Origin of the sequence: Pantoea sp. RIT-PI-b (assembly GCF_001187905.1) — a bacterium.
Taxonomy (GTDB): domain Bacteria; phylum Pseudomonadota; class Gammaproteobacteria; order Enterobacterales; family Enterobacteriaceae; genus Pantoea; species Pantoea nemavictus.
In genome coordinates this window covers 26,782-49,183 of sequence record NZ_LGIS01000033.1, presented here as the reverse complement: position 1 = coordinate 49,183, position 22,402 = coordinate 26,782, and the positions used below count along the sequence as shown (strand labels likewise).

The following is a 22,402-nucleotide window of genomic DNA, read 5'->3' as shown; positions in this document are numbered from 1 at the left end:
CTGGTCAAAGGGCTATGATTCTTATTTCGAAACAGGAAAATTAAACATTCCTTCTATTCCATTCGAGATATTTACGGAATCTCTTTAGGGTGTAGAAATAGACAAGAGAAAGTTCGAGTGCTACAAAATGAACGATAAGCTCAATTCACATGCGTTAATTAAATTCAACTGATGTCCGCCATTACAGGGGTGAGATTCATTTGTCTAAATGATATGACTCTTACCTGTCAATTAATATGGCTTATGTTAAATTAGCTTGTTATTACTTTGAGGTGATGTTGAGCTACTAATCTTTATTAGTTATGATCGTTTACTCTCCAACCTGAGTTATTAAATATATTGTGTGATAGATAAATTAACGATCCTGCGCGACCATGCACATCATAGTAGACCCTGCCGGTGCTGAGCCAGATGATTTTGCAGCACCACCACCAACGATACCTACGGGCACATTGACCGCGACGGGCGCTATCGCGTCAATATGCTGTTTGACCGCGCGGGCTGAGAAAGCGGCTTCGAAAGCCTGTGGGTGCGCCAGGCGCGCCCGTTTACCGGCGACACCTATGGCCTGCACCTGCCGCTGCTGGCCGGCACCGAGGTGGCGATTGGCTTCGAGCACGGCAACCCGGATCGTCCGTACATCGCCGGGGTGCTGCACGACTCATCACGCGCCGACCACGTCACCATCCGTAACTACAAGCGCAACGTGCTGCGCACGCCAGCTAACAACAAGCTGCGACTCGACGACACGCGCGGCCAGGAGCACATCAAACTCAGCACCGAGTACGGCGGCAAGAGCCAGCTGAATCTCGGACATCTCGTGGACGGTGAACGCCAGCCGCGCGGCGAAGGTTTTGAGCTGCGCACTGACAGCTGGGGCGCCATCCGCGCCAGCAAAGGGCTGTTTATCAGCGCGGACGGGCAGGCGGCGGCGCGCGGTAAGCAGAAGGAGATGCAGCCGGTGCTGTCGCGTCTGTCCGCCGCGCTGGCTGAAATGCGGTCGCTGGCGGCCTGCGCGCAGCAGGCGCTGCTGCAGAAAAAGATAGAAGACATGCAGCAGGAGGTGCTGGTGGGGAGCGCGCCGCAGGGCGTGGCGCTGGTGAGCGGCGGGGATGTGCAGCTGTCGGCGCAGGATAACCTGATGCTGACTGCCGCAAAGCAGATGGACCTCGGCGCGCAGAAGGACCTTACCGTGGCGGCAGGCAAACAAATCAGCCTGTACAGCCGAGAGGGCGCGAAGCTGTTTACTTCCCGGGGCGATATCGACGTGCAGGCGCAGGGCGGAAACGTGACGACCTGGTCAACGGAGGACACGCATATTTCGAGCGGCAGGAAGCTGGTCGTGACGGCGCAGGATGAGCTGACGCTGATTTGCGGCGGCGGTTATATAAAGCTGAAAGGCGGCCACGTGGAGATTGGCGGACCGGGTAAGCTGCTGGTTAAAAATGCGGGTATCAGTAAGGCGGGGCCGGCCAGCATGCAGAGCGTAATGAAGTCATTTGAGCCGGGGAGTTTTAATGAAAAATTTATTATTACCCATCCGCTATCAGGTAAAGCGTTAGCAAATCAAAATTATGAAATACATCTGCCTGACGGAAAGGTCATTAGCGGAGTTACGGATGCAAACGGGCACTCTTCACTACTGGAGTCTGAAACAATCGATGGGTTGAAAATTGTGCTCAAAAAGTCCTGATATTGGGTTCATATAAACAAGGAATAATATCTGTGAACAATCTAACTAAAATGGTGTTTTTGTTATCCTGCCTTACAGCCATACCTCTATTGACAGGCTGCGTTACGGAAGGTGCGGCTTACGGCTTTGGTGCGGGCTCACTGCATGAAACGGTAATGACTGAAAAAAATAAAAATGCGCCGCCGCCTGTTTACGGACCCCCGCAGATTATCTATCGGATTGATGATAACCGCTACTTCACTCTGGAAGATTATACCCGCTGTGAGAATGGGAAGACTTTTTACAATAATAAAGAAAAAGATATTCACGTACAGATTTCTCCCTCATCAGGCTACTTATTTAAAGGCCGATTGTTCTGGCTTTCAACGCGCGATGATTATCTGGCATTTCCTCTGACCCTGAATGATAACAAGGCCGCGTGCCTGGGTTCTGATAAAGGGTGCCTGAATATTATTTCAGTGAGTGTTGATGGCGGAAAAACAAGGCGTTCAGTGACATATGGCTCAAATACGCAAGATCCTAATGAGGATACTGCTGATTACGATATGTTAGTGACAAATCAGGGTTTTTATATGATCGACTTTAAAGGTCATGAAAGATATCAAGAAGATGGTAGAACCTGGAAGTGGATATTTGATCCTGATGAAGAAGCTAGTAAAAGGAATGGTTATCCAGGTGCTACAGGACCGGTTTACCAGAAAGAGCTACCCATGGACGATATTTCAAAGGTAAAACAAATGAGGTTGGTGTGTGACAAAAATTTGGAGCCGGTTCAGCCGTTGAGAAAAAAATTATGAATGGAGATATTAAAAACCCTTCGCTAACTCGCAAGGTAATAGTACAAAAAACAGACAATGGAACTCCCTTTGATCATTCGATGACATCTTATAAAAATATTAATGTAAATGCAGAAGTTCAGCCACCACTTCAGCTGCCGGGACTAATTATTTTTGTTCATGGAGTGAACTCTGAGGGTGAGTGGTATAACAATGCAGAGAAATCACTATGTGAAGGATTAAATGAAAGGCTTGGACTTAAGAAGAATAGTGGGTGTCATCTTATAGCTAATGAATATACAAAAGCAGGCTGGAGTACCGAAAATGCAAAGGAATGGATTACTCCGCCACGAAAAATAACAGAAGAAGGTCGCTCACCCGTAATCCGTTTTTATTGGGGCTATCGTGCTGCAGAGGGTGAAGAGGGCAAGTATGCCATCCCGCTTAAAAATATAAATGGCGACAGTTATTACGAGCTCACTCCTGAAGAAAGAAAAAACAGTGGGCCTTTTTTCTGGGGCGGTGGACCGTTTCAGAATGGTTGTAATCAGCTGGTCAGCTTATGGAGCGATAAAGGGTTTAATAACTGGCCTTCTGTGATGGGCCTGCCGATCCCCTTCAGCACCCAACTGATGAACGGCGAACGGGACCGTTTACTGACAAAAGCACCGCCGCGCCACTACTATGCACATGCCGCCGGGCGCTTAGCGAAACTGATAAAAACCATCCGGGATAAACATCCGGAAGACACCGTAACCGTATTATCGCACAGTCAGGGCACCATGGTGGCGTTAGCAGCGGCGGCTATCGAAGCACCGGATGCGCTCTTTGTAATGAATTCTCCTTATGCGCTGGATAATGAAATGACCACCTACATTTCTTATCCTTTGAACGAGATTATTACGCCACAGGCCCGTGAAGCGACCTTCGCCGATATCGTGAAGAAAGTGGCGGAGAACAAACGCCGGCTGCAGCAGCAAAATACCGGTAATCTGCTGGCTGGCGTGTGCAGCGATGGAGAGAGCTGGACACCTCTCGGTAAAACACTTAATGGCCTTTCCGAACGCGATAATCATGGCAATACCTATATCTACTGCAACCCACATGACCGGGTGATGGGATCTTCGCCGCTGCGCAGTATCGGCTGGCAGGGATTGCCTAACACCCGTGAAAGTGGTTACAGCGCATCCCATCCCTTATTTGCACAGGCGGGCAAGGCCCTGTATGTCCGCATGCTGGCGCGTAATACCTCAAGCGGTGACAGGCCTGATCCGGCAACGCATTTCGGAAGTCTGGGAGACGGTAAGCCGTTCTGGGACAGCACGACGACTATGTTGCAGAAACTGACCTGGCCCACCCCCGATCCAGCGCAAAGGCTGAATATCAATGCGCCAGCGGTGCCAGAACCGCTATCGGCTGCAGAGTTAAAAGATTTTGACCAAGACTATCGAAGCATTGAGAAACAGAGCGGCGATACCGGCTATGGATATGGGCAGATAGATCCTGAGAGGGGAGTACCTATTGATGCTGATTACCGCTACTACATCTCCCTGTATGGATACTTTGACCAGAAAATGCAGCGTAAACCGTCATCCTCTTATTACCAACCCGGGCCGGGTTCCAAAGACCAGCGGGTGTTGTATGAGAGACAGTCATACAAAGAGATGAAGGAAGAAGTGCACGCCTACGTGCTGCGGCCGACTGACCACAGTTCATTACCCATGAGTGAGAAATTTATGCAACGTGTGGTGGCCTATGATCTGCCGATAGGGTTCTGCTGGCACTCCTGGGACAGAGCTTCGCTGGCTGAACTTCGCCATCAGGCTGACTGGCTGGAGAGCGATGAATATTATCTTCACGGAAAGCTCACTATCCCGCCGATGCCGTCGATTATTCGCCGTGATACGCCGTTTGATTCGTTGGAAAAGCGAGCCGAAGCTCAGGCCGAAATCGAGAAGATAAATGTGAAAATTCGTCAGCGTGAACAGTAACAAAGCAGATGTCATATATTGTACGTTATCAAAATCAACTTTAAAGCCAGCTAGTTTTATGGAGAGGGGATGCTTGGATTTATTTATCTGGTAATGTTTTTATACGCAATTTTATCTGGCTGTATCATTACGTTGATATATTGGTTTTTTTATGAAAAGAGTTATTTCAATGTTGTAATGATGTGGTTTTTGTCAGTTGTTTTTTCTTTCTTTATTTTTAGCTCCCTCGAATATTATGGTGTTTCGATAATTAGATAGCTCATTTGGGATTAAAGGTTTACTTGTGCTTCGTTAGTTTAGGTGATTTTAAATGATACTTAATAATCTCGCATGGCCAGTTTTATTAAATTAGTCATTCCTCCCTCCGTTCAGTAAATAAAATATAGGTCATAATAATGGGCAAACTTGCAGTCGTCATGGGAGATTCTACATCTCACGGCGGAAAAGTCACATCTGCATCATCTACTTTCGATATTCAGGGAAAAAATGCCGCCCTGCTGCATGATACGGTGTCCTGCCCATTACATGGCACTAACCGTATTATCGAATGCAATGTTGCATCTTATGAAGAAAATGGTCGTGGGATCGTTATACATGGCTGCAAAACGGAATGTGGCTCGGTGGTTATCGCCAGCCTGCCGGATATGGAGATCGGCTAATGGGATGGTCAGTACCGGAAGTGCCTGAGCGTAAGCCCGCCAGCGCATGTTCCCCGTGGATCTGTTTATTTATTATTTTCTTTTGCGTATTAATCAGTGCTGCCTGGCTTTTGTTTTCTGGTTCAGTGGAGGAACTGTCTTCTCTTTCATCCGGAGCCTGGCTGCCGCTGGCCGCAACAATGCTGGTGGGTGTGATGACAATCCTCACCCTGTATTTATTAGGGTGGGAAATTCAGGCTCTGAAGGCATTTTACTGGAACAGCTGGCGACTGAATTTACATGCGGCCTGGCAGCAGCATGCCCATCAGCACCTCTGCGTTGTTAATCAGAGCAATTTGATGGTGAACTCTGATTTCGTCCCTCAGCGGACAGGTCTTGTCGCTAAAAATGACGTTATTGATAAACCCACCACATTGCTTGCAGGTGAAGCACTCATCCCCGGAATTTCACGCTTTGAGCAGCTTAGTCAGGCACTGCTGAAGCAGATAGCACCATCGTTAGCAAACTGGTATCCCAGCGGCGCACTAACCGTTGTCATTCAGACTTCGGCCGCATCACTGGAGCAGGAAAAGCAGCGTGTTACGTCGCTGTGGAAACAGCTTGCACTGCCGTGGATGCCCACCTTCCATGTGTTACCCGCCGAATTTCCTTTCGAATTCGGGAATAACCAGTTGCTGGCATCGCACAACCCGGTACTGATTCTGGCAATACATTATCGTCAGGTGAATGAAACCCTGGCTGAATTTGCCAGCGCACTATTACTCGCACCTCCCTTACTGCTTTCTGCTGCTCAGCAAAGAGAAGCCGTAAAGGTATTTCGGGCCATGCCGCTGCAGACCAGTGAACTTTCAGCCGAGCTAAAAGAGCTGAAAGAGATGAATCAGCAACCATCAGCGTCTATCGGGCTGGTGTGGTTCAGCGGACTCACCGCCCCTCAGCGTCAGCAACTGACATCTGCCGTATTTGAGCTGCCGCTGTCTCTGCGCAGTTCAGCGCCGATGGCGGGGCTAATTGATTTTGATGAAGGCTGCGATCGTTACGGTCACCTTGCCGGCTGGCTGATGTCCGTTGCGGCAATCGAAGCCGTCAATTACGACATGGGTAGCCAGTGGCTGGTGTGGGCAGATGATAAACAGGCTTGGGCGATGGTGGCTGGCAGGAAAATGCCGCTGATGAACACCTCCCCCGAACGGGCGCAGGCCACGCCTTTCCCTGCCGGTGGAATGATGCTGGCGGTCCTGCTTAATACTCTTTTTATCTGGTCTTTAGGTTTTGCCTTCCCTACCTGGTTATTTTCGTGGTGGGGAACGTTCACTTTACTGGCCGTACTTGGCGTGACCTTACCGGGTCTGGCATTCGCGTTACGAAAGGTGGTGGCCAGCGCGCTGCTGCCGGGATTTATCCGCGCTACCGGTGAGCATGAAAGGAACAAAAAATAATGAAAAACTTCTTTCGTCTGCTGGGATACGGGCTCGTTGCCGTGTCCGTTTTACTGCTGTTTTTATTTCTGCTCTCCCAGCTAAAAGCCTTACCCGTTGAAGCAACCACCCGCCAGTTCTGGTTTCCGTTGACGGGATTTATTTTTCTGGCGTGCCTGATATGTACGGTGATTTTCTTCTTATTCAGTCCGCTGAATGCGGGCGTCCCGGTCACACCATCGGGTGACAAAAAAGGAGAAAAGCCTGCCTCTGCCACGGATTTCACATGCCTGGCGAGCATGAGCAACTATCTTCGCTCACGCTACCACCTCTTATGGCGCAATAAAGTTCGCCTGCTTCTGGTTGTCGGCGATGACGCCGCGATTAGCCAGCTTGTACCAGGACTTAGCAAAAATGCGTGGATGGAAGGTAACCGCACTGTTTTGATTTACGGTGGCAGCCTTGATGCTCATCTGGACACTGGAAAATACGACGCGTTGCGCAAGCTGCGCCGCAGCCGCCCACTGGACGGCATTGTGCTGGTTCAGGATTTCAATTCCACACTGACACCGCAAAAAAGCGATGCGGCGATGCGCTCGCTGGAGAAGATTGCCACCGCGCTGCGCTGGCGCGCGCCGGTGTGGATCTGGCAGCTCGGTCACAGTGACTGGCCGCAGCCAGAGCGTGAAAACAACGCGGTAGGCGCAGTGTTTCCGGCGAAAGCGCTGCCGGAAGATATAGCTCAACAGCTCGAAAGCCTGGTCGCTCCGTTACGTGAACGCGGTCTGGCGCAGGTCGATCATAGCCTCAGCCACGACTGGCTGCTGCGTCTGTCGCAGCAGCTTGCCAGCGGTGAAAGCCAGGCCTGGGAGCAGCGCTTAGCGCCGTGGCTGGACCCGGCGCGTCGCAGTTTACTGCGAGGCCTGATGTTCAGCCTGCCGGAAGCAAAGCCTGCGCTGGACAGCGTACATCCTCATGCATTATCCGATAGCGCGCTCTGGCAGAGTATCGCGTTAGACCGCGCCAGAGGGCGTCGCACCGGGCTGCCGTGGGAACAGACGCTGGCCTGGTCGCTGCTGAGCCTGATGTTGCTTGCTGGCGCAGGCATGCTGGCCTCCTCATTGTTCAATCGTCATCAGATTGTCAGTGCGGCGGAGAAAGCCCAGGTACTGGTGAATTCAACGAAGGTTAACGACGCGCAGCTGATTGCGCTGCACGGCCTGCGTAACGATCTCGGGCAGCAGCAGCACTGGCTGGAGCACGGCGCGTCCTGGTATCAGCGCTTCGGCATTAACCATACGCAGCAGCTGCATGATGCGCTACTGCCGTGGTACGGCGTCGCGGCGCAGCGGCTGATCCACGAACCGGCGCGCATCGCGCTGGAAGAGAAGCTGACTTATCTGGCTGGTTTACCTGCCGCCAGCCCGCAGCGCGCCACGCTGGCGCAGCCCGGTTATAAGCAGTTAAAGGCCTGGCTGATGATGGCGCGCCCGGAGCGTGCCGAACCGGCGTTTTATGCGCAGACCATGGCGACCGTTCAGCCGGAATATCCTGGCATTTCCACGTCGTTGTGGCAGACGCTGGCCCCGAATTTGTGGGCATTCTATGCCGCGTCGTTGCCGTCGCAGCCGGGCTGGCGCATCAAACCTGATGCGTCGCTGCTGAGTCAGGCGCGTCAGGTACTGCTGCTGCAGACCGGCCAGCGCAACGCCGAGATGACGTTGTATCAAAACGTCCTGCGCGACGTGCGCCGCAACTATACCGATTTGACGCTGGAAGACATGACGCCGGGCACCGATATGCGCCGGCTGTTCAGCAGCGAGGACAAAGTGCCCGGCGTGTTTACGCGCCAGGCGTGGGAAGGCGGTGTGCGCCAGGAGATTGAGAAAGCGGCTAACACCCGGCGCGATGAAATCGACTGGGTGCTCAGTGACACCCGCAGCGCCGTGCCGCAGGAAATTTCCCCCGAGGCGCTGAAGGCGCGGTTAACTGAGCGCTATTTCAGTGACTTTGCCGCCAGCTGGCTCAACGTCCTCAACGGTATCCGGCTTAACCCGGCGCAGAACATTGCCGACGTCACGGACCAGCTGACGCTGATGAGCGATGTGCGGCAGTCGCCGCTGATTGCGCTGATGAACACGCTGGCGTGGCAGGGTCAAACCGGTCAGCAGCGCGAGGCGCTGTCCGACACGCTGATCAATTCAGCCAAAGACCTGATCGGCCAGAAAGACAGGCCGGTTATCAGCCAGAAGGCTACCGGGCCAGAAGGTCCGCTGGATGTGACTTTCGGCCCGCTGCTGGCGCTGACCGGCAAAAACAGCGGATCGCAGCTGATGGCCGCCGACAGCAGCCTGACGCTGCAAACCTATTTAACCCGCATCACCCGCGTGCGCCTGCGTCTGCAGCAGGTTGCCGCCGCACCGGATCCGCAGGAGATGCTGCAAACCCTGGCGCAGACGGTTTTCCAGGGCAAGAGCGTTGATCTCACCGATACCCAGCAGTACGGCAGCCTGATGGCAGCGAGCCTCGGCGAAGAGTGGAGTGGATTCGGGCAGACGATGTTTGTGCAGCCGCTGACGCAGGCGTGGGAAACCATCCTGCAGCCTTCGGCGGTGAGCCTGAACGCGCAGTGGCAGCGCGCCATCGTGGAAAACTGGCGCACTGCGTTTGATGGTCGTTATCCGTTTGCTGCCGGGCAAAGCTACGCGTCGCTGCCGATGCTGGCGGAGTTTATCCGCCGCGACGCCGGACGTATCGACAGCTTTCTCAGCAGCCGTCTCGGTGGCGTGTTGCAAAAAGAGGGCAGCAGCTGGGTGCCGGATGCGGCGCACAGCCAGGGATTAACCTTCAATCCTGCCTTCCTCAAGGCGGTAAATCAGCTGCGCGAGCTGTCCGATATTCTGTTTACCGACGGCACGCAGGGCATCAGCTTTGAATTGCAGGGGCGCGCTGCGCCGGAGGTGATTGAAACCCAGCTAATGCTGGATGGTCAGCCGCTGCGGTATTTCAACCAGATGGCGACGTGGCAGGCGATGCGCTGGCCGGGCGACAGCCTGAAGCCGGGTACGCTGCTTACCTGGACCGGTGTGAAAAGCAGCGCGCAGATTTACGGCGATTATCCTGGCACCTGGGGCTTTATCCGCTGGCTGGAGCAGGCGAAACGTGAGCGTCTCGATCGCAGCCGCTGGCTGCTGAGCTTCACCACGCCGGATAAACGCACCCTGACGTGGGTGCTGCGCACGCAGATGCGCGACGGTCCGCTGGCGCTGCTACGTTTGCGTGGTTTTACGCTGCCGACGGAAATTTTCAGCGTGGATGCGGCGAGTGCTTCAGAAGCGATGGCCCCGCGTGAAACAAGCACGGATGACTTCACCACCAATATGGACGGAGCATAATAATGACCGCGATGACCGAACTGGTGCACGCCTGCGGCGTGGATGAGTCTACGCTGAGAACCGATGCACAACAGCGCCGCAGCGACTGGGCGCGCTGGCTTGAACCAATCAGTCAAGCGTTGCCCGCCGGAGACGATCCGGCTTACGACGATCAGTTTATGCATATCCGCGAAGAGGTGAACAAGCTTTCCGGGTTTGATACTGACACCATCGCCCGCCTGGCTGAATCGCTGCTGACTACCGTGAGCAAGGACATCCGGGTTATCACTTTTTACGCCTGGGCACGCCTGCATCAGGACGGTGAGCAGGGGCTGGCGGAAGGACTGGAACTGCTGGCCGCCGCGCTGCATCAGTTTGGTGGAAAGCTTCATCCGCAGCGCAGCCGCAGCCGTCAGGGCGCGCTGGCCTGGCTCGGCAGCGCCAGAATGCTCGACAGCCTGACGCTGTGGCCGGAAGCCGATATCGTGCGGGTTTGTCGTATCAGCGGCGCGTTGCTGCTGATTGAAGATGCTCTGGACGAAGATGAGCGTAACGGACTTCAGCCGCTGTTGCGTGCGCTGGAGCTGCGGCTGGCGCAGAACGGCGGAGCCAGCGCCATGGTGCCGCTTAACAGCCCGGCGCATGCGGACGTGGATGATTCAGCTCTTGCCGCACTCGCGCCGGTCAACTCCGGTGAAACGCTGAAGGCGCAGGCAAAAGTGCTGGCAAACTACCTGCGCGAGCAGCCCGGCGGCTGGCTTTCGGCACATCATCTGATGAAAAGCGTGCGCTGGGATACCATCCTCAATCTTCCCGCGCTCGGACCCGGCGGCAATACGCGTCTGCCCCCGCCGAAACCCGATCATCGTGCGCACCTCAAGCGTCTGTATCTGCAGCAAAGCTGGACGGAACTGCTGGAACTGACCGACTCGCTGTTTGCGCAGGCCATCAATCACGTGTGGTTCGATCTGCAGTGGTACGCCTGTGAAGCGCTGAATCGTCAGGACATGGGCGCGGCGCTGGCGAACATTGTGCAGCAGGATTTGCATGGGCTTTTATCAAGGCTGCCGGGACTGGAAACGCTCTCGTATTCAGACGGCACGCCGTTTGCCGATGAGGTGACCCGCAGCTGGATCGCGCAGAAAGTGATGGGCGATGTGCGCTTAACAGAGAGCGACGCGCCGTTTGCCGGGCCAGGCAACGACATTCTGTCGCTGGAAAGTGAAGCGGCGGAAAAAGCGGAAGCGGAAAGCGTCGAAGCCGCACTCGCCTGGTTGCAAATGCGTCCGGGCACCAGCAATACGAAAGATCAGTGGCTGCTGCGCCTGCTTATGGCGCGCGTGTGCGAGCAGTTTGGTAAGAGCGAAATGGCACTGCATCTGCTGGATGAACTTAACCAGCTGGCAGGTGCACTGACGCTTGCGCAGTGGGAACCAACCTTATTATTCGAAGTGCGAGCCCGACGACTGAAGTTGCTGCGTGCCAGAGCGGCGCGTAGCGAAAGGGAACGCACGCGCATTCAACCGGAAATGGACGCGCTGTTGTCCGGCCTTATCACGCTTGACCCGGTCAGGGCCGCCATCCTCTGCAGCTGACATCCGCCTTTCAACTTTCTGCCGCCTGATTCACTCCGCCGGCACATTACTTAGTGAATACCATGGACGACTTAACCCTGCGTTATTACGACGCTGAAATGCGCTACCTGCAGGAAGCGGGCGAAGAGTTCGCTCGTGCCCACCCTGAACAGGCAGCAATGCTCAATCTCGACAAAGCCGGCGCCCGCGATCCCTACGTTGAACGGCTGTTCGAAGGCTTTGCCTTTATGGTCGGTCGACTGCGGGAAAAGCTCGACGATGACCTGCCGGAACTCACCGAAGGGCTGGTGAGCTTGCTGTGGCCGCACTATCTGCGCACCATTCCGTCGATGTCGGTGGTGGAATTCACGCCCGACTGGCGTGAGATGAAGGAACCGATGCGCCTGGCGCGCGGCTTTGAAGTGATTTCACGTCCGGTGGGTGAAAAAGGCACGCGCTGTCGCTACACCACCACGCGTGAGGTGCAGGTGCTGCCGCTGGCATTGGAGTCGGCAAAGTTAACCACCGATGCCGCCGGCCGCTCGGTGATCCGCCTGCGCTTCAACGGCGGCACGCCGGCCGACTGGGGCCGCATCGCTGTCAGCCATATTCCGCTCTATCTCAATGCCGATGCGCCGCTGGCCGGCGCGCTGCACGAAGCATTGCCGCTTACCGTCGCCAGCGTTGCACTGCGTTTGCCAGGCGAAACCGACAACCGCCGCTTCGAGGGGCACTTCAGCGCGCAGGGCTTCAGCGAGGAGGATCGGCTGTGGCCGGGCGATGAGGGCAGCTTCAGCGGCTATCAGCTGCTGCTGGAATACTTCACCTTCCGCGAGAAGTTTATGGCGGTGAACCTGCGCGGGCTGGAGGAGGGGGCGCTGCCCGCCTCTCTGCCGTGGTTTGAACTCGACGTGGTGCTGGCCCAGCGCTGGGAGCATGATTTCCAGTTCAGCGAAAAGCATCTGCGCCTCAACGCCGTGCCGGTGATTAATCTGTTCGCGATGGAATCTGATCCGCTGATGATTAACGGATTACAGACCGAATATATGCTGCGACCGATGCGCGTTCAGGACGGACATACTGAAATTTACTCGGTGGATTCAGTGATTTCATCGAAAGGTCTGCCGTACGTACCGTTCAGCAGCTTCCGCCACAAAGGCGGCATGCTACGTCACGAAGCGCCGGAACATTACTATCACACGCGCGTGCGGCGCGGCCCGTCCGGGCTGCATGAAACCTGGATGATCCTCGGTGGCGAAGCCTTTGATAATCACAGCCTGCCGGAGAATGAAAGCCTGTCGGTGAGCGTCACCGGCACCAACGGCCAGCTGCCGCGCCGCGCGTTGCAGAGCACGCTGCTGGATACCGCGGTGAGCAGCACCGACGTGGCGATGCAAGTGCGCAACCTTTGCGCGCCGACGCTGCCGTGCTATCCGCCCAATCGTGATCGTTTTCACTGGCGCGTGCTGAGCCATCTCGGTTCCAGCTTCCTGTGGATGATGGATAACGCTGAGGTACTGCGCGGCACGCTGGCGCTGTATGACTGGACGCACAGTGAAATGAACCGCCGTCGTCTGGAGGCGATTCTGCACGTTTGCCACAAAGAGACCGAACGCTTTGAGCAGGGTTATCTGCTGCGCGGCGTGCAGATTGAAATCACCCTCGACAGCAGCGGCTTTGCCGGCAGCGGCGATATCTGCCTGTTTGGCGAAATGCTCAGCCGCTTCTTCGCGTTGTATACCGATATCCACCTGTTTAACCGTCTGATTTTAATCCTGCAGCCAACCGGAGAGCGCCTCGAATGGGAAGAGAAGCACAATCGCCGCATCTCCGGCTGACGCCACGGCTGGAGCAGGAGCTGACACGGCTGAACTTTTACCGCTTCTGTCAGCTGATAGAGCATCAACACAAAGATAAGCCGCCGCTGGGCAGCACTAATAAACCGGAAAACGACGCGGTGCGGCTGCTGCCGCATCCCGGCATGGGTTTTCCGGCTGGCGAGTTGAAAGCGGTTGAGTACCCTGAAACCGATGCCGCCGCGCCGCCGGTGGTACGCACCACGTTTTTGGGTTTATACGGCGTGGATTCGCCGCTGCCCGGCAGCTATATCGATGACATCACCCAGCGCGATGAAGGGCATGAAGCGCTGCAGGGATTTTTGGATATTTTTAACCACCGCATCCTGACGCAGTTTTATCGCATCTGGCGCAAATACTCGTATCCGGCGACCTTCGAAGCGGGCGGTGGCGACAGTACTTCACAGTCGCTGCTCGGGCTGGTGGGATTGGGCATTCCGGGCACCGGCAGGCATATCGCCACGCCGGTTTCACGTTTTCTGGCGCTACTCGGCGTCATGCGCCAGCCGGGCAGAACGGAAGAGGGCATTCGCGCGCTGGTGCGTTTACTGGCGCCTGGCACCTCGGTTCGCGTGCAGCCGCACTGTCTGCGCCCGGTGCCGGTAAGCCATCCGCTGGAATGCGAGTTCGTACTCGACGGCAATGCGCCGCTCGGCGAAGAAGCGATGGATGCTAACAGCCAGCTACTGATTGAACTGCAGACCGCCTGCCCGGATGAGGCTCATCGCTGGCTGCCGGATGGCCAGCTGTATCAGGACTTTCTGGTGATGCTGCGGGTGTACCTTGGCTGGCGCTATCGCGCGCGCATCCGGCTGTGTCTTGATACCCAACTGCTGGCCCCGCCGGAACTGGGCGATGCGCCGTTCTGGCTCGGCATGACCGGCGTGCTCGGCGCGGACCACGGGTGCAGCGATATCCCCCAAACCTTTACCACTGAACTGGGCTGCTATGCAGGCATGAGCCCGGTCAAACCCTGCGAGGAGCAGCGACGTGTCAGTTACCACTTTGATTAACATTATGATGTGCAGCGCACTGTTGCTGCTTGGCGGCTGCGGTTTGCAGCAGAAAGTCACTGATGGATCCGTTGCGGCGTTTGACGCGATTTTCCACAAGCAGATTAAAACCCTGCACCTTGATTTCAGCGCGCGCGCAAGCCTCAACAGCGACAGCCGCGAGCATAATCCGCTGTCGCAGCCGGTGATGGTGCGCGTGTTCCAGCTCAGCGAGCGTAAGGCGTTCGACGGCGCGGTATATCAGCATCTGACCGGCGATGCGGCGGACGTGCTCAAGTCAGAACTCCTCGCCGATCGCGATGTGGTGCTGACGCCGGGCGGCGACGTGTCGCTGAATATGCCGATGGAAAAAGAAGCAAAATTTGTCGCGGTAGTCGCACTGTTCCAGCAGCCGGATATGATGAAAAACAGCTGGCGGCTGGTGCTGGAGCGCAACGATTTGGATCCGGATAAAGCACGCGTGATTGAGTTAAGCAGCAACAGCCTGCGCCTGATCAGCGAGGCAAAACCATGAGTGGCGGCAATCATCAACCTTCGCTGTATGAGCTGCTGAAAGGCAGCTTTTCTGGTGGTCTTGAGCTGGATCGCGTCAAGGAGCAGGATCAGGTGATCCTTTCCGTGCTCGATAATATGCAGCGCATCCTTAACACCCGCGCCGGATCGTTGTCGCATCTCCCCGATTACGGCCTGCCCGACATGACGCGCATCCTGCAGGGCATGCCCGGCACCGCGCATCAGCTGCTGTATACGCTCTCTGCGGTGCTGCTGAAATACGAGCCGCGCCTGAAGCGCCTTGACGTGGTGTTACTGGAACAGAATATGCCCGGCGAGCTGCGTTATGCCATTGATGCCGAACTTAAAGAGATCGGGCTGGTTCGCTTCGGCACCGAATTTATGCCGGAAGGCCGCATGCTGATCCGCCATATGAAACAGCAGCACTATCTGGATGCCCGTGCACCCCTTTGAGCCAGCACCGAATACAGCAATGGCTTCATCTCAACATCACTATCTAACGACCGGCGTGGAGCCCTGCTCATGGCATGCAGCCTGGATTGCTGTAATGCTAAAATCTTACCTTCACCATCCATAGCAAGATCCACTGATAATTATGGTCAATCCAGGTAGACTTCTGAAAACCATAGCAATCCAGGGAAAGTCATTGAATCCCTATACGGCGCGGGTTACAACGTTTGACTTAACTCGTTAAGAGCTGACCTCCTCGCTATGCGCAATGGAGGTTTTTTTGACTGCAGAGCGATGGAAATTTATGCCTCACACTTACCGACCATGGATGAAAAGGTATTGGCTGGCCTGGCTGTTGTTAACGTTAATCACCTTGATCGCACTGTTCGCCGATCAAATTTTGCAGCAACAGCGCGCGGGCGAAGCGCATTTTAACCAACAGTTTAATCGACTCGCAGCCTATCAAACGCAGAATGAAACGCTGTTGCCGTTACTGACCGGTGACGAAGATCTTGCCTTGTTACAGTCGAAATTTCCGCAGCTGGTTTTGATCGAACACACGGTGAATCGTGCGTTAACAGCGCCGCGTTTTGAAGAGGTCAGCGGCGGTCAATACTGGCTTTACAATCCCTATCGTCAGATACGCATGTTGGTGGATTTGCATTTTGCGCTGCAAACCTCGGACGTGGCGCTGGCGCTGGCCTTTCATATTCATGCGCCAACGGCGATTCAGACGCCAAACTATGATGCAAATGCCCGCTGGCAATGGCAGCGACCGTTCATCAATCACTATCAACCGTTTTTACTCAAAGGCAGCGCTAATCCTGATCTGCGCGCGCTGCATGCGCTGCCGTTTATGTTGGCGCTGCTATTGTGGCTGGTGATCGGCGGACTCGGCTGGTGGCTGCTGCGCCACTGGCGCCAGCACATAGAGATGCGTTTGCGTGCCGACTATTTTCAGCGCACGCGTCGCGAAGCCTTGGGCGAGTTCACCGCGGGCATTATCCATGAAATTAACCAGCCGCTGACCGCGATCAACACCTGGCTGCACAGCAGCCAACTGCTGCTGAAACAGGGCAAACACGAGAATCTGCCGCAAGCGCTCAATGCTATGAGTCTGCAAACCGAGCGCCTTGCAGGATTGCTGCAACGTTTTCGCGACATCGTCAGTGAACGTCCGGTGGCAATGACTGCCGTTAGCCCCGAAGCGGTATGGCGGCGCGTGACGCTCCTGCTGCAGCAGGAGCTGGATGATGGTGATGTGGCGTTGCGCCAGCAGTTTCAGCATGGTCAGGCCAAGGTGCTCAGCGATCCCCAGTGGCTGGAGCAGGTGTTTCATAACCTGCTGCAAAACGCGATTCACATGCAGCAGGGACGCCCGGATGCGTGGGTGAAAATTGCATCGGAACAGGTTCCGCAAGGTATCAAAATCATCATCAGCGATAACGGCCCGGGTTTCTCTGCGGAAGGATTAGCGCAGGCCTGTATGCCGTTTTATAGCTCGCGTGCCAACAGCATGGGATTAGGCATGACGCTGGTCGAGAGTTTGATGTTACGTATGAATGGCCAGCTTAGGCTGGGGAATCGCGCTGAGGGCGGCGCGGAAATCACCTTAATTTTCCAACTGGCGGAGTAAAGGAATGGGCGCGAAGGTTTGGTTAGTGGACGATGATTTATCGGTACGGGAATCGCTCGGTTTTCTGCTGAAAACACTGGAATACGACGTGGCAGATTTTGCCGATTTGGCCTCGTTTGAAGCGGCCACTCAAGCGCTGGAGCCGCTGCGCGGCTGTTTGCTGTTGGATGTGCGCATGCCGGGCATTAGCGGTCTGAGCTGGCTGGCGGAGCAGGGCGATCGTCATCCGCTGCTGCCGGTGATCATTATGACTGGCCACGGCACCATTGAAGCCTGCCGTCGCGCGTTTCGTCAGGGCGCGTTTGAGTTTTTCACCAAGCCGCTGGATATTGAACCGCTGCTGGAAACCATTCACCAGGCGATAAACGAAAGTGAGCAGCGTGCGCAACGCTGGCAATCGCAACAGGGTTTGCAGGCGCGTTTTGCCCTGCTATCCGCGCGCGAAAGTGAAGTGATGCAGTTGATGATTGCCGGGCAAACCAGCAAAGAGATCGCGCGGGATTTATCGCTGTCGCCGCGCACCGTTGAAGCGCACCGGGCTGCGGTGTTTACCAAGCTGGAGCTGAGTAATCTCGCCCAGCTGATTCACGCCTGGCAGCAGCTGAACCAGGTATAACTACCAGGCCGAACGCGTAATCGCCCGAATATTTTTTTCCCGCTCTGCACCCTAAAGTGTCACTCATCAACTATTCAGGAGTGACCCATGAACATTCGCCTTTCTCTGATTGCCGCTGCGGCGGCCTTTATTTCCTTCGGTAGCCACGCGGCATTAACCGCATCCAACCTTTCGCTGGAAGATGCACAGAAGCTGGCAAGCGCCGCGATTCAGTCGTGCGCAGCGAAAAACTATAACGTTACCGTGACCGTCGTGGATCGCGCTGGTCTGGTTAAAGCCGTGCAGCGCATGGATAACGCCGGTCCGCATACCGTCGAAGCCAGTCAGATGAAAGCTTACACCGCGCTGAGCACCAAAAATCCAAGCGGTAAAGTGATGGAAGCGGCGCAGAACAATGCCGGTGCGCAGAATATGCGTGATATTCCAGGCTTCCTGCTGCTGGCTGGCGGTGTGCCAGTGAAAAGCGGCGATCAGGTGATTGGCGCGATTGGTATCGGCGGTGCGCCGGGCGGTAATCTGGATGAAGCCTGTGCGATGGATGCGCTGAAAGCGATTCAGTAATCGTTTTGCGTAAGGTGCGCATGAATGCGCACCTGGTCGCCATCAATGACGACCTTACACGCGTCGTGACAGCGCAAAGCTGATCAACGGCACCGGCAAAGTAAACAGCAGTAGCAGCCACAGCAGTACATAAACCGCATCAATACCGTTGTTTTGCAGGTTGTTATACAGCTGAACCGGCATGCCTTGGGGGAAATAAGCAAAAATCATCACGATGCCAAATTCGCCCATTGCTCGCGCCCATGCTAATGCGCTAGCGGAGGCCAATCCCGGCGCGGCTAGCGGTATCGACAAACGCCAGAAACGTTGCCACGCAGAAGCGCCAAGCGTGCGACCCGCTTCCAGAATATCCTGCGGTACGCCGGCAAACGCGGAACGTGCGGTGGTGACGAAGTAGGGCAGCGCGCCATACCATTGCGCGAGAATAAACGCAGCGGGATTGTTAACCAGCGTCCAGCCAAACCTCCCCAACAGCTCACCTGGCATACTATAAGGGCCGTAAGCGCTTACCAGCAAAATGCCCATTGCCAGCGGCGGCGTCAGCAGCGGAATCATCACCAGCAATTCAACGATCAATCGCGCACGACCGCGTGCCTGCGACAACCACCACGCCACCGGTAATCCACTGACAAAAATCAGTATCAGCGCGACAGCACCCAGGCCAAGCGAGGTCGCGATGGCATTGCCATCGCCCCACGCAAGCTGCAGATGCTGCCAGTGCGTAACGCCAATCAGCGTGATAAAGGGCACCGCCAACAGCAGCAGTGCCGGCAGTGACAGCCACAGCGCAGTGGCGTGACGGGTTTTCATTACGGGTAGAGGGAACCGCCTTTTGGTGCGGCATAACCATTCTGTTTAAACAGCGCCTGGCCCGGCTGGCTCAGCATAAAATCCACAAAGGCTTGACCTGCAGCCGCGCCGTGTGGGGCATTTTTCAGCACCGCGGCGTAGTAAACCAGCGGCTGGGTGTGCAGCACTTCGCCTTTGCCTGCGCTGTCTTTCACATTGAAACTCACCGTGTCGTACCACTGCTTCGCCATCGCCGGATTACTCAGATTAATCTCGTCGGGCAGCGCCACGTAGGGCAGGTGTGCGGAGATCACCTCGCTCTCATACCCCGCCGCAGCATCCACCTGGCCGCTTTCCAGACGCGTCAGCAGGCCGCCTTCGAGGTGGGTTTGTGCCGGGTTTTGATAGCCGCCCATGATTTTATCGGCGATGCCTGGCTGCTGATAATATTTCTCAGCCAGCAGCAGGGTAAAGATGATGTTCTGACCTTTGGGATCGTTGATCGGATCGGTGCGACCAAATTTAATGCCCGGCGTTGCCAGCACCTTCAGCCAGCTGGCATCGCTGCCTTTGGCCTGCGCGAACTGCTGCGCGTATTTGCCTTTTGGGCTATAGGCCACCACCATGCTGGTGCTCGCCACTGGAATCGCGTCATCAATCAATCCCGCATCCTTCAGAATTTGCATTGGCCCCGGCGTAATCGAGACGAACACATCAGCGGTGATTTTCTTGCTCGCCAGCAAACGTGCCATGCCATAGGCGCCCTGACCCTGGCCTTCATAGTTGCCGTTGTTTTGTTTAGCGAAAGCTGGACCTAAAGATTGATCCATCACTTTACCCATCGAACCGGCATAAGTGACGCGGATATCGGTATTGGCTTGTGCATGCAGCGTAAAGCCCGCGCCGACGGTAAGCAGCAGCGCGCTGAGGTGAGTAAATCGCATTCCCTTTCTCGCTATATAATTAGGTAGATAGCGATTATCGGAATTGGTGCGGACAGTGCAAGCGAAAATCTATTGCGAAATCATACCAAGGCCCGTCGCAACGGGCCGAAGCGGCTAAGCGAGGATGCGCTTTGCCCAGGATTCGATGTCGTCACCGCTGCCAATATCCAGCTGCACCAAACCGTTGGTGATGAAGGTTGGTGAAACATGAATGCCATTTTGGCGCGAGTACTTGCTGTGCCATTTAATCTCGTTCTGCAACTCGGCGCGCAGGAAAGGCTCGCGAGCGTTTACGCCGCTGTATTTCTCCAGACGATCGAGTATCTGATTGGGCGTGGCATCCATATTTGGACCGTGGCTGTGATCGGTAAATTCGAACTCTTCACGATGATCGGCGACCGCCTGCAGCACCTTTTTAGCGGCCGCTTTGCCTTCGGGCAGGGTGGACGCGGCAAGGATGTAGCGCACAATCACGCCGGAATACATGTGCCATGGCTGCGATTGCAGACGAATCTTCAACGTCATCTTCTCTTCTCCCACTAACTGCAGCAGCGCATCCAGTTTATTGAATGCACGTACCGAGAACGGGCAGGTTGGCTCCAGAAACACTTCAAACACCTTCGGGCCGTGGCCCCAAACCAGCGGGTCGGCATGTAATGCGGCGGATTGGTTCATTGTTATTCCCTGTAGAAAATGGAGTTGAACGGATAACGCTGCCTTACTTTGGCAAAGCGCTGCGCCGACAGCCAGTGCAGGCTTGTGCTTTTTTGTTACAAGGCCATTCGGCTGGCGAAAATGTGCTGAAATAAAAATCGTTTTATAGATCCGCGAGCTACAAGAAAGTCAGTCCGCAGCGCCTTTGTGCAGAAAATAAGCGGCTATAGTTAGTTCTGTTTCAATTTTATTTCTTGCAGCATTTTTGATTCATTTGCCTGGAGCCAAACGTTAAGCATCGAGGTTCAATGTGTTTGCCAATCTCTCCTGGAAAATCATCCATCAGGTTCTCAATGAAACCATTGCAGAACTCATGGATGAGCAACAAACGCTGGACGTCCCCACACTGCGCGAGCGGCTGCTGGAGATGGCTGAAAGCGAAACCGATGAATTAATGGTGCTCTGTTACTGGCAAGCGAGCAAAGTGCTGATGCGCTTACCGCCCACGGTCACCGCCAGCCAACTGATAGAAGAAGCGCGCGTGGCGTACCGCTCGCCGCTTAATCACGATCCTCTTTAACCCTGGATGCTTTTCCCCTGTCTATTCGCGGCAAAGTGACTAAGTGGCGGATTTATGGTCATGAGCGGTAAACACGCTCTGCTAGACTTGCCCTGTCAAAAACGTAGATACAGAGGACAGTAATGAAAATCAAAAGTTATGCCGCCTTGAATGCGGGTGAAGCGCTGGTGCCTTACGAGTATGAGGCAGGTGAACTGGCTGCGGAAGAGGTGCAGGTTGAGGTCGATTACTGCGGAGTGTGCCACTCAGATCTATCGATGATTGATAACGAATGGGGCATCTCCTCCTTTCCGGTGATTGCCGGCCATGAAGTGATTGGTCGTATCAGCGCGTTAGGTGCTGCAGCGCAGACCAAAGGGTTGAAAGTCGGCCAGCGTGTGGGCATCGGCTGGACGGCAAAAAGCTGTCAGCACTGTAATGCCTGCATCAACGGCGAACACGTCAACTGTGAAAATGGTTCCGTGCCCACAATCATGAACAAGGGCGGTTTTGCCAGCCATCTGCGTGCCGACTGGCAATGGGTGATCCCGCTGCCAGAAGCGATGGATTACACCTCAGCAGGCCCGCTGCTGTGCGGCGGCATCACCGTGTTTAAACCATTGTTGATGCATCATGTCACCGCCACCAGCCGCGTCGGCGTGATTGGCATTGGTGGCTTAGGCCACATGGCGATCAAACTGCTGCGCGCGATGGGTGCCGAAGTGACGGCGTTCAGCTCCAACGCCAGCAAAACCGAGTCAATTAAAGCGATGGGTGCCGATCGTGTGGTGAATAGCCGCGATCCGCAGGCGCTGAATGCACTGGCCGGACAATTTGATCTGATTATCAGCACGGTCGCGGTCGATCTTGACTGGCAGCCGTACTTCCAGGCGTTGGCGCCGCACGGCAAGTTCCACACCGTTGGCGCGGTGATGAAACCGTTCGAAGTACCCGCGTTTAGCCTGATTATGGGCGATCGTGCGGTGACCGGTTCATCCACCGGTTCGCCAGGCCAGCTGCGTTCACTGATGAAACTGGCATCGCGTGCGGATATCGCGCCGCAGGTTGAAGAGTTCCCGATGTCAAAAATCAATGAAGCGCTGGATCACGTGCGCGCGGGTAAAGCCAATTACCGCGTGGTTCTGAAAGCTGATTTCTAACCTCAGATGACCAGGTCGGCATAAATGCCGACCTCAGGTCGCAAGGTGCGCACGCCTGCGCACCGTTTTACTGCACTCACCTCCCTTCAAACAGCATCCACCCTCTTAATCACCTGATTATTCGGCACAATATTACGTAGTGCTTTGATAAACTGCTGCCAGCAAA

18 protein-coding genes and 1 pseudogene are annotated in these 22,402 nt (G+C 55.2%); 16 read left to right on the top strand and 3 right to left on the bottom strand.

From position 1 onward, the window contains the following. Positions 1–421: 421 nt before the first annotated feature. The 14 genes and pseudogenes from AC790_RS21240 to AC790_RS21175 form a co-directional block, all read left to right on the top strand. Positions 422–1,693, top strand: a pseudogene (locus AC790_RS21240) (DUF2345 domain-containing protein); the annotation flags it as partial. 32 nt (positions 1,694–1,725) lie between these two features. After that, positions 1,726–2,490, top strand: a complete 765-nt coding sequence (locus AC790_RS21235) for a hypothetical protein (protein ID WP_235440756.1) — start codon at positions 1,726–1,728, stop codon at positions 2,488–2,490. After that, complete coding sequence (locus AC790_RS21230; RefSeq protein WP_049853077.1) at positions 2,487–4,460, top strand: hypothetical protein; 1,974 nt, start codon at positions 2,487–2,489, stop codon at positions 4,458–4,460. The genes AC790_RS21235 and AC790_RS21230 overlap by 4 nt, the downstream gene beginning before the upstream one ends. 395 nt (positions 4,461–4,855) lie before the next feature. Beyond that, a complete protein-coding gene (locus AC790_RS24450; protein WP_072093465.1) occupies positions 4,856–5,119 on the top strand; it encodes a PAAR domain-containing protein in 264 nt (87 codons plus the stop codon). Continuing rightward, on the top strand, positions 5,119–6,558 hold the full coding sequence (locus AC790_RS21220) for a hypothetical protein (protein ID WP_049853075.1): 1,440 nt from the start codon (positions 5,119–5,121) through the stop codon (positions 6,556–6,558). The genes AC790_RS24450 and AC790_RS21220 overlap by 1 nt, the downstream gene beginning before the upstream one ends. Beyond that, positions 6,558–9,932, top strand: a complete 3,375-nt coding sequence (locus AC790_RS21215) for an ImcF-related family protein (protein WP_049853074.1) — start codon at positions 6,558–6,560, stop codon at positions 9,930–9,932. Before AC790_RS21220 ends, AC790_RS21215 begins: the two co-directional genes overlap by 1 nt. A 2-nt stretch (positions 9,933–9,934) precedes the next feature. Continuing rightward, entirely contained in the window at positions 9,935–11,506 is a 1,572-nt protein-coding gene (tssA, locus tag AC790_RS21210) for a type VI secretion system protein TssA (protein WP_049853073.1), read from the top strand. A 62-nt stretch (positions 11,507–11,568) separates the two neighbouring features. Further along, a complete protein-coding gene (gene tssF / locus AC790_RS21205) occupies positions 11,569–13,323 on the top strand; it encodes a type VI secretion system baseplate subunit TssF (protein WP_049853072.1) in 1,755 nt (584 codons plus the stop codon). After that, positions 13,287–14,354, top strand: coding sequence for a type VI secretion system baseplate subunit TssG (gene tssG / locus AC790_RS21200; protein WP_049853071.1), 1,068 nt, complete (start codon positions 13,287–13,289; stop codon positions 14,352–14,354). Before tssF ends, tssG begins: the two co-directional genes overlap by 37 nt. Next, positions 14,332–14,868 carry a type VI secretion system lipoprotein TssJ gene (gene tssJ, locus AC790_RS21195; RefSeq protein ID WP_082204300.1) on the top strand — a complete coding sequence of 179 codons (537 nt, stop codon included), beginning with the start codon at positions 14,332–14,334 and terminating at the stop codon, positions 14,866–14,868. Before tssG ends, tssJ begins: the two co-directional genes overlap by 23 nt. Then, on the top strand, positions 14,865–15,320 hold the full coding sequence (gene tssE, locus AC790_RS21190; RefSeq protein WP_049853070.1) for a type VI secretion system baseplate subunit TssE: 456 nt from the start codon (positions 14,865–14,867) through the stop codon (positions 15,318–15,320). Before tssJ ends, tssE begins: the two co-directional genes overlap by 4 nt. Before the next feature lie 325 nt (positions 15,321–15,645). Next, positions 15,646–16,953 carry a sensor histidine kinase gene (locus tag AC790_RS21185; RefSeq protein WP_235440755.1) on the top strand — a complete coding sequence of 436 codons (1,308 nt, stop codon included), beginning with the start codon at positions 15,646–15,648 and terminating at the stop codon, positions 16,951–16,953. A gap of 4 nt (positions 16,954–16,957) precedes the next feature. Next, positions 16,958–17,569 (top strand): response regulator transcription factor, encoded by a 612-nt coding sequence (locus tag AC790_RS21180; RefSeq protein ID WP_049853068.1) that lies wholly within the window; start codon positions 16,958–16,960, stop codon positions 17,567–17,569. Positions 17,570–17,656: 87 nt separating this feature from the next. Further along, positions 17,657–18,130, top strand: a complete 474-nt coding sequence (locus AC790_RS21175) for a heme-binding protein (RefSeq protein ID WP_049853067.1) — start codon at positions 17,657–17,659, stop codon at positions 18,128–18,130. A 54-nt stretch (positions 18,131–18,184) separates the two neighbouring features. Here AC790_RS21175 and AC790_RS21170 read toward each other — a convergent pair whose 3' ends face one another. The 3 genes from AC790_RS21170 to AC790_RS21160 all read right to left on the bottom strand — a co-directional run bounded on the left by AC790_RS21170 (position 18,185) and on the right by AC790_RS21160 (position 20,538). Next, complete coding sequence (locus AC790_RS21170; protein ID WP_049853066.1) at positions 18,185–18,940, bottom strand: molybdenum ABC transporter permease; 756 nt, start codon at positions 18,938–18,940, stop codon at positions 18,185–18,187. After that, a complete protein-coding gene (locus tag AC790_RS21165) occupies positions 18,940–19,863 on the bottom strand; it encodes an extracellular solute-binding protein (protein WP_049853065.1) in 924 nt (307 codons plus the stop codon). The genes AC790_RS21170 and AC790_RS21165 overlap by 1 nt, the downstream gene beginning before the upstream one ends. Positions 19,864–19,977: 114 nt before the next feature. Then, entirely contained in the window at positions 19,978–20,538 is a 561-nt protein-coding gene (locus AC790_RS21160) for a hypothetical protein (protein WP_049853064.1), read from the bottom strand. A 289-nt stretch (positions 20,539–20,827) separates the two neighbouring features. On the opposite strand from AC790_RS21160, the gene AC790_RS21155 reads away from it, so the two are divergent. Beyond that, positions 20,828–21,097 (top strand): hypothetical protein, encoded by a 270-nt coding sequence (locus tag AC790_RS21155; RefSeq protein WP_007889782.1) that lies wholly within the window; start codon positions 20,828–20,830, stop codon positions 21,095–21,097. Between the two features lie 122 nt (positions 21,098–21,219). Further along, complete coding sequence (locus AC790_RS21150) at positions 21,220–22,236, top strand: NAD(P)-dependent alcohol dehydrogenase (protein ID WP_007889780.1); 1,017 nt, start codon at positions 21,220–21,222, stop codon at positions 22,234–22,236. The last annotated feature ends 166 nt before the right edge of the window (positions 22,237–22,402 follow it).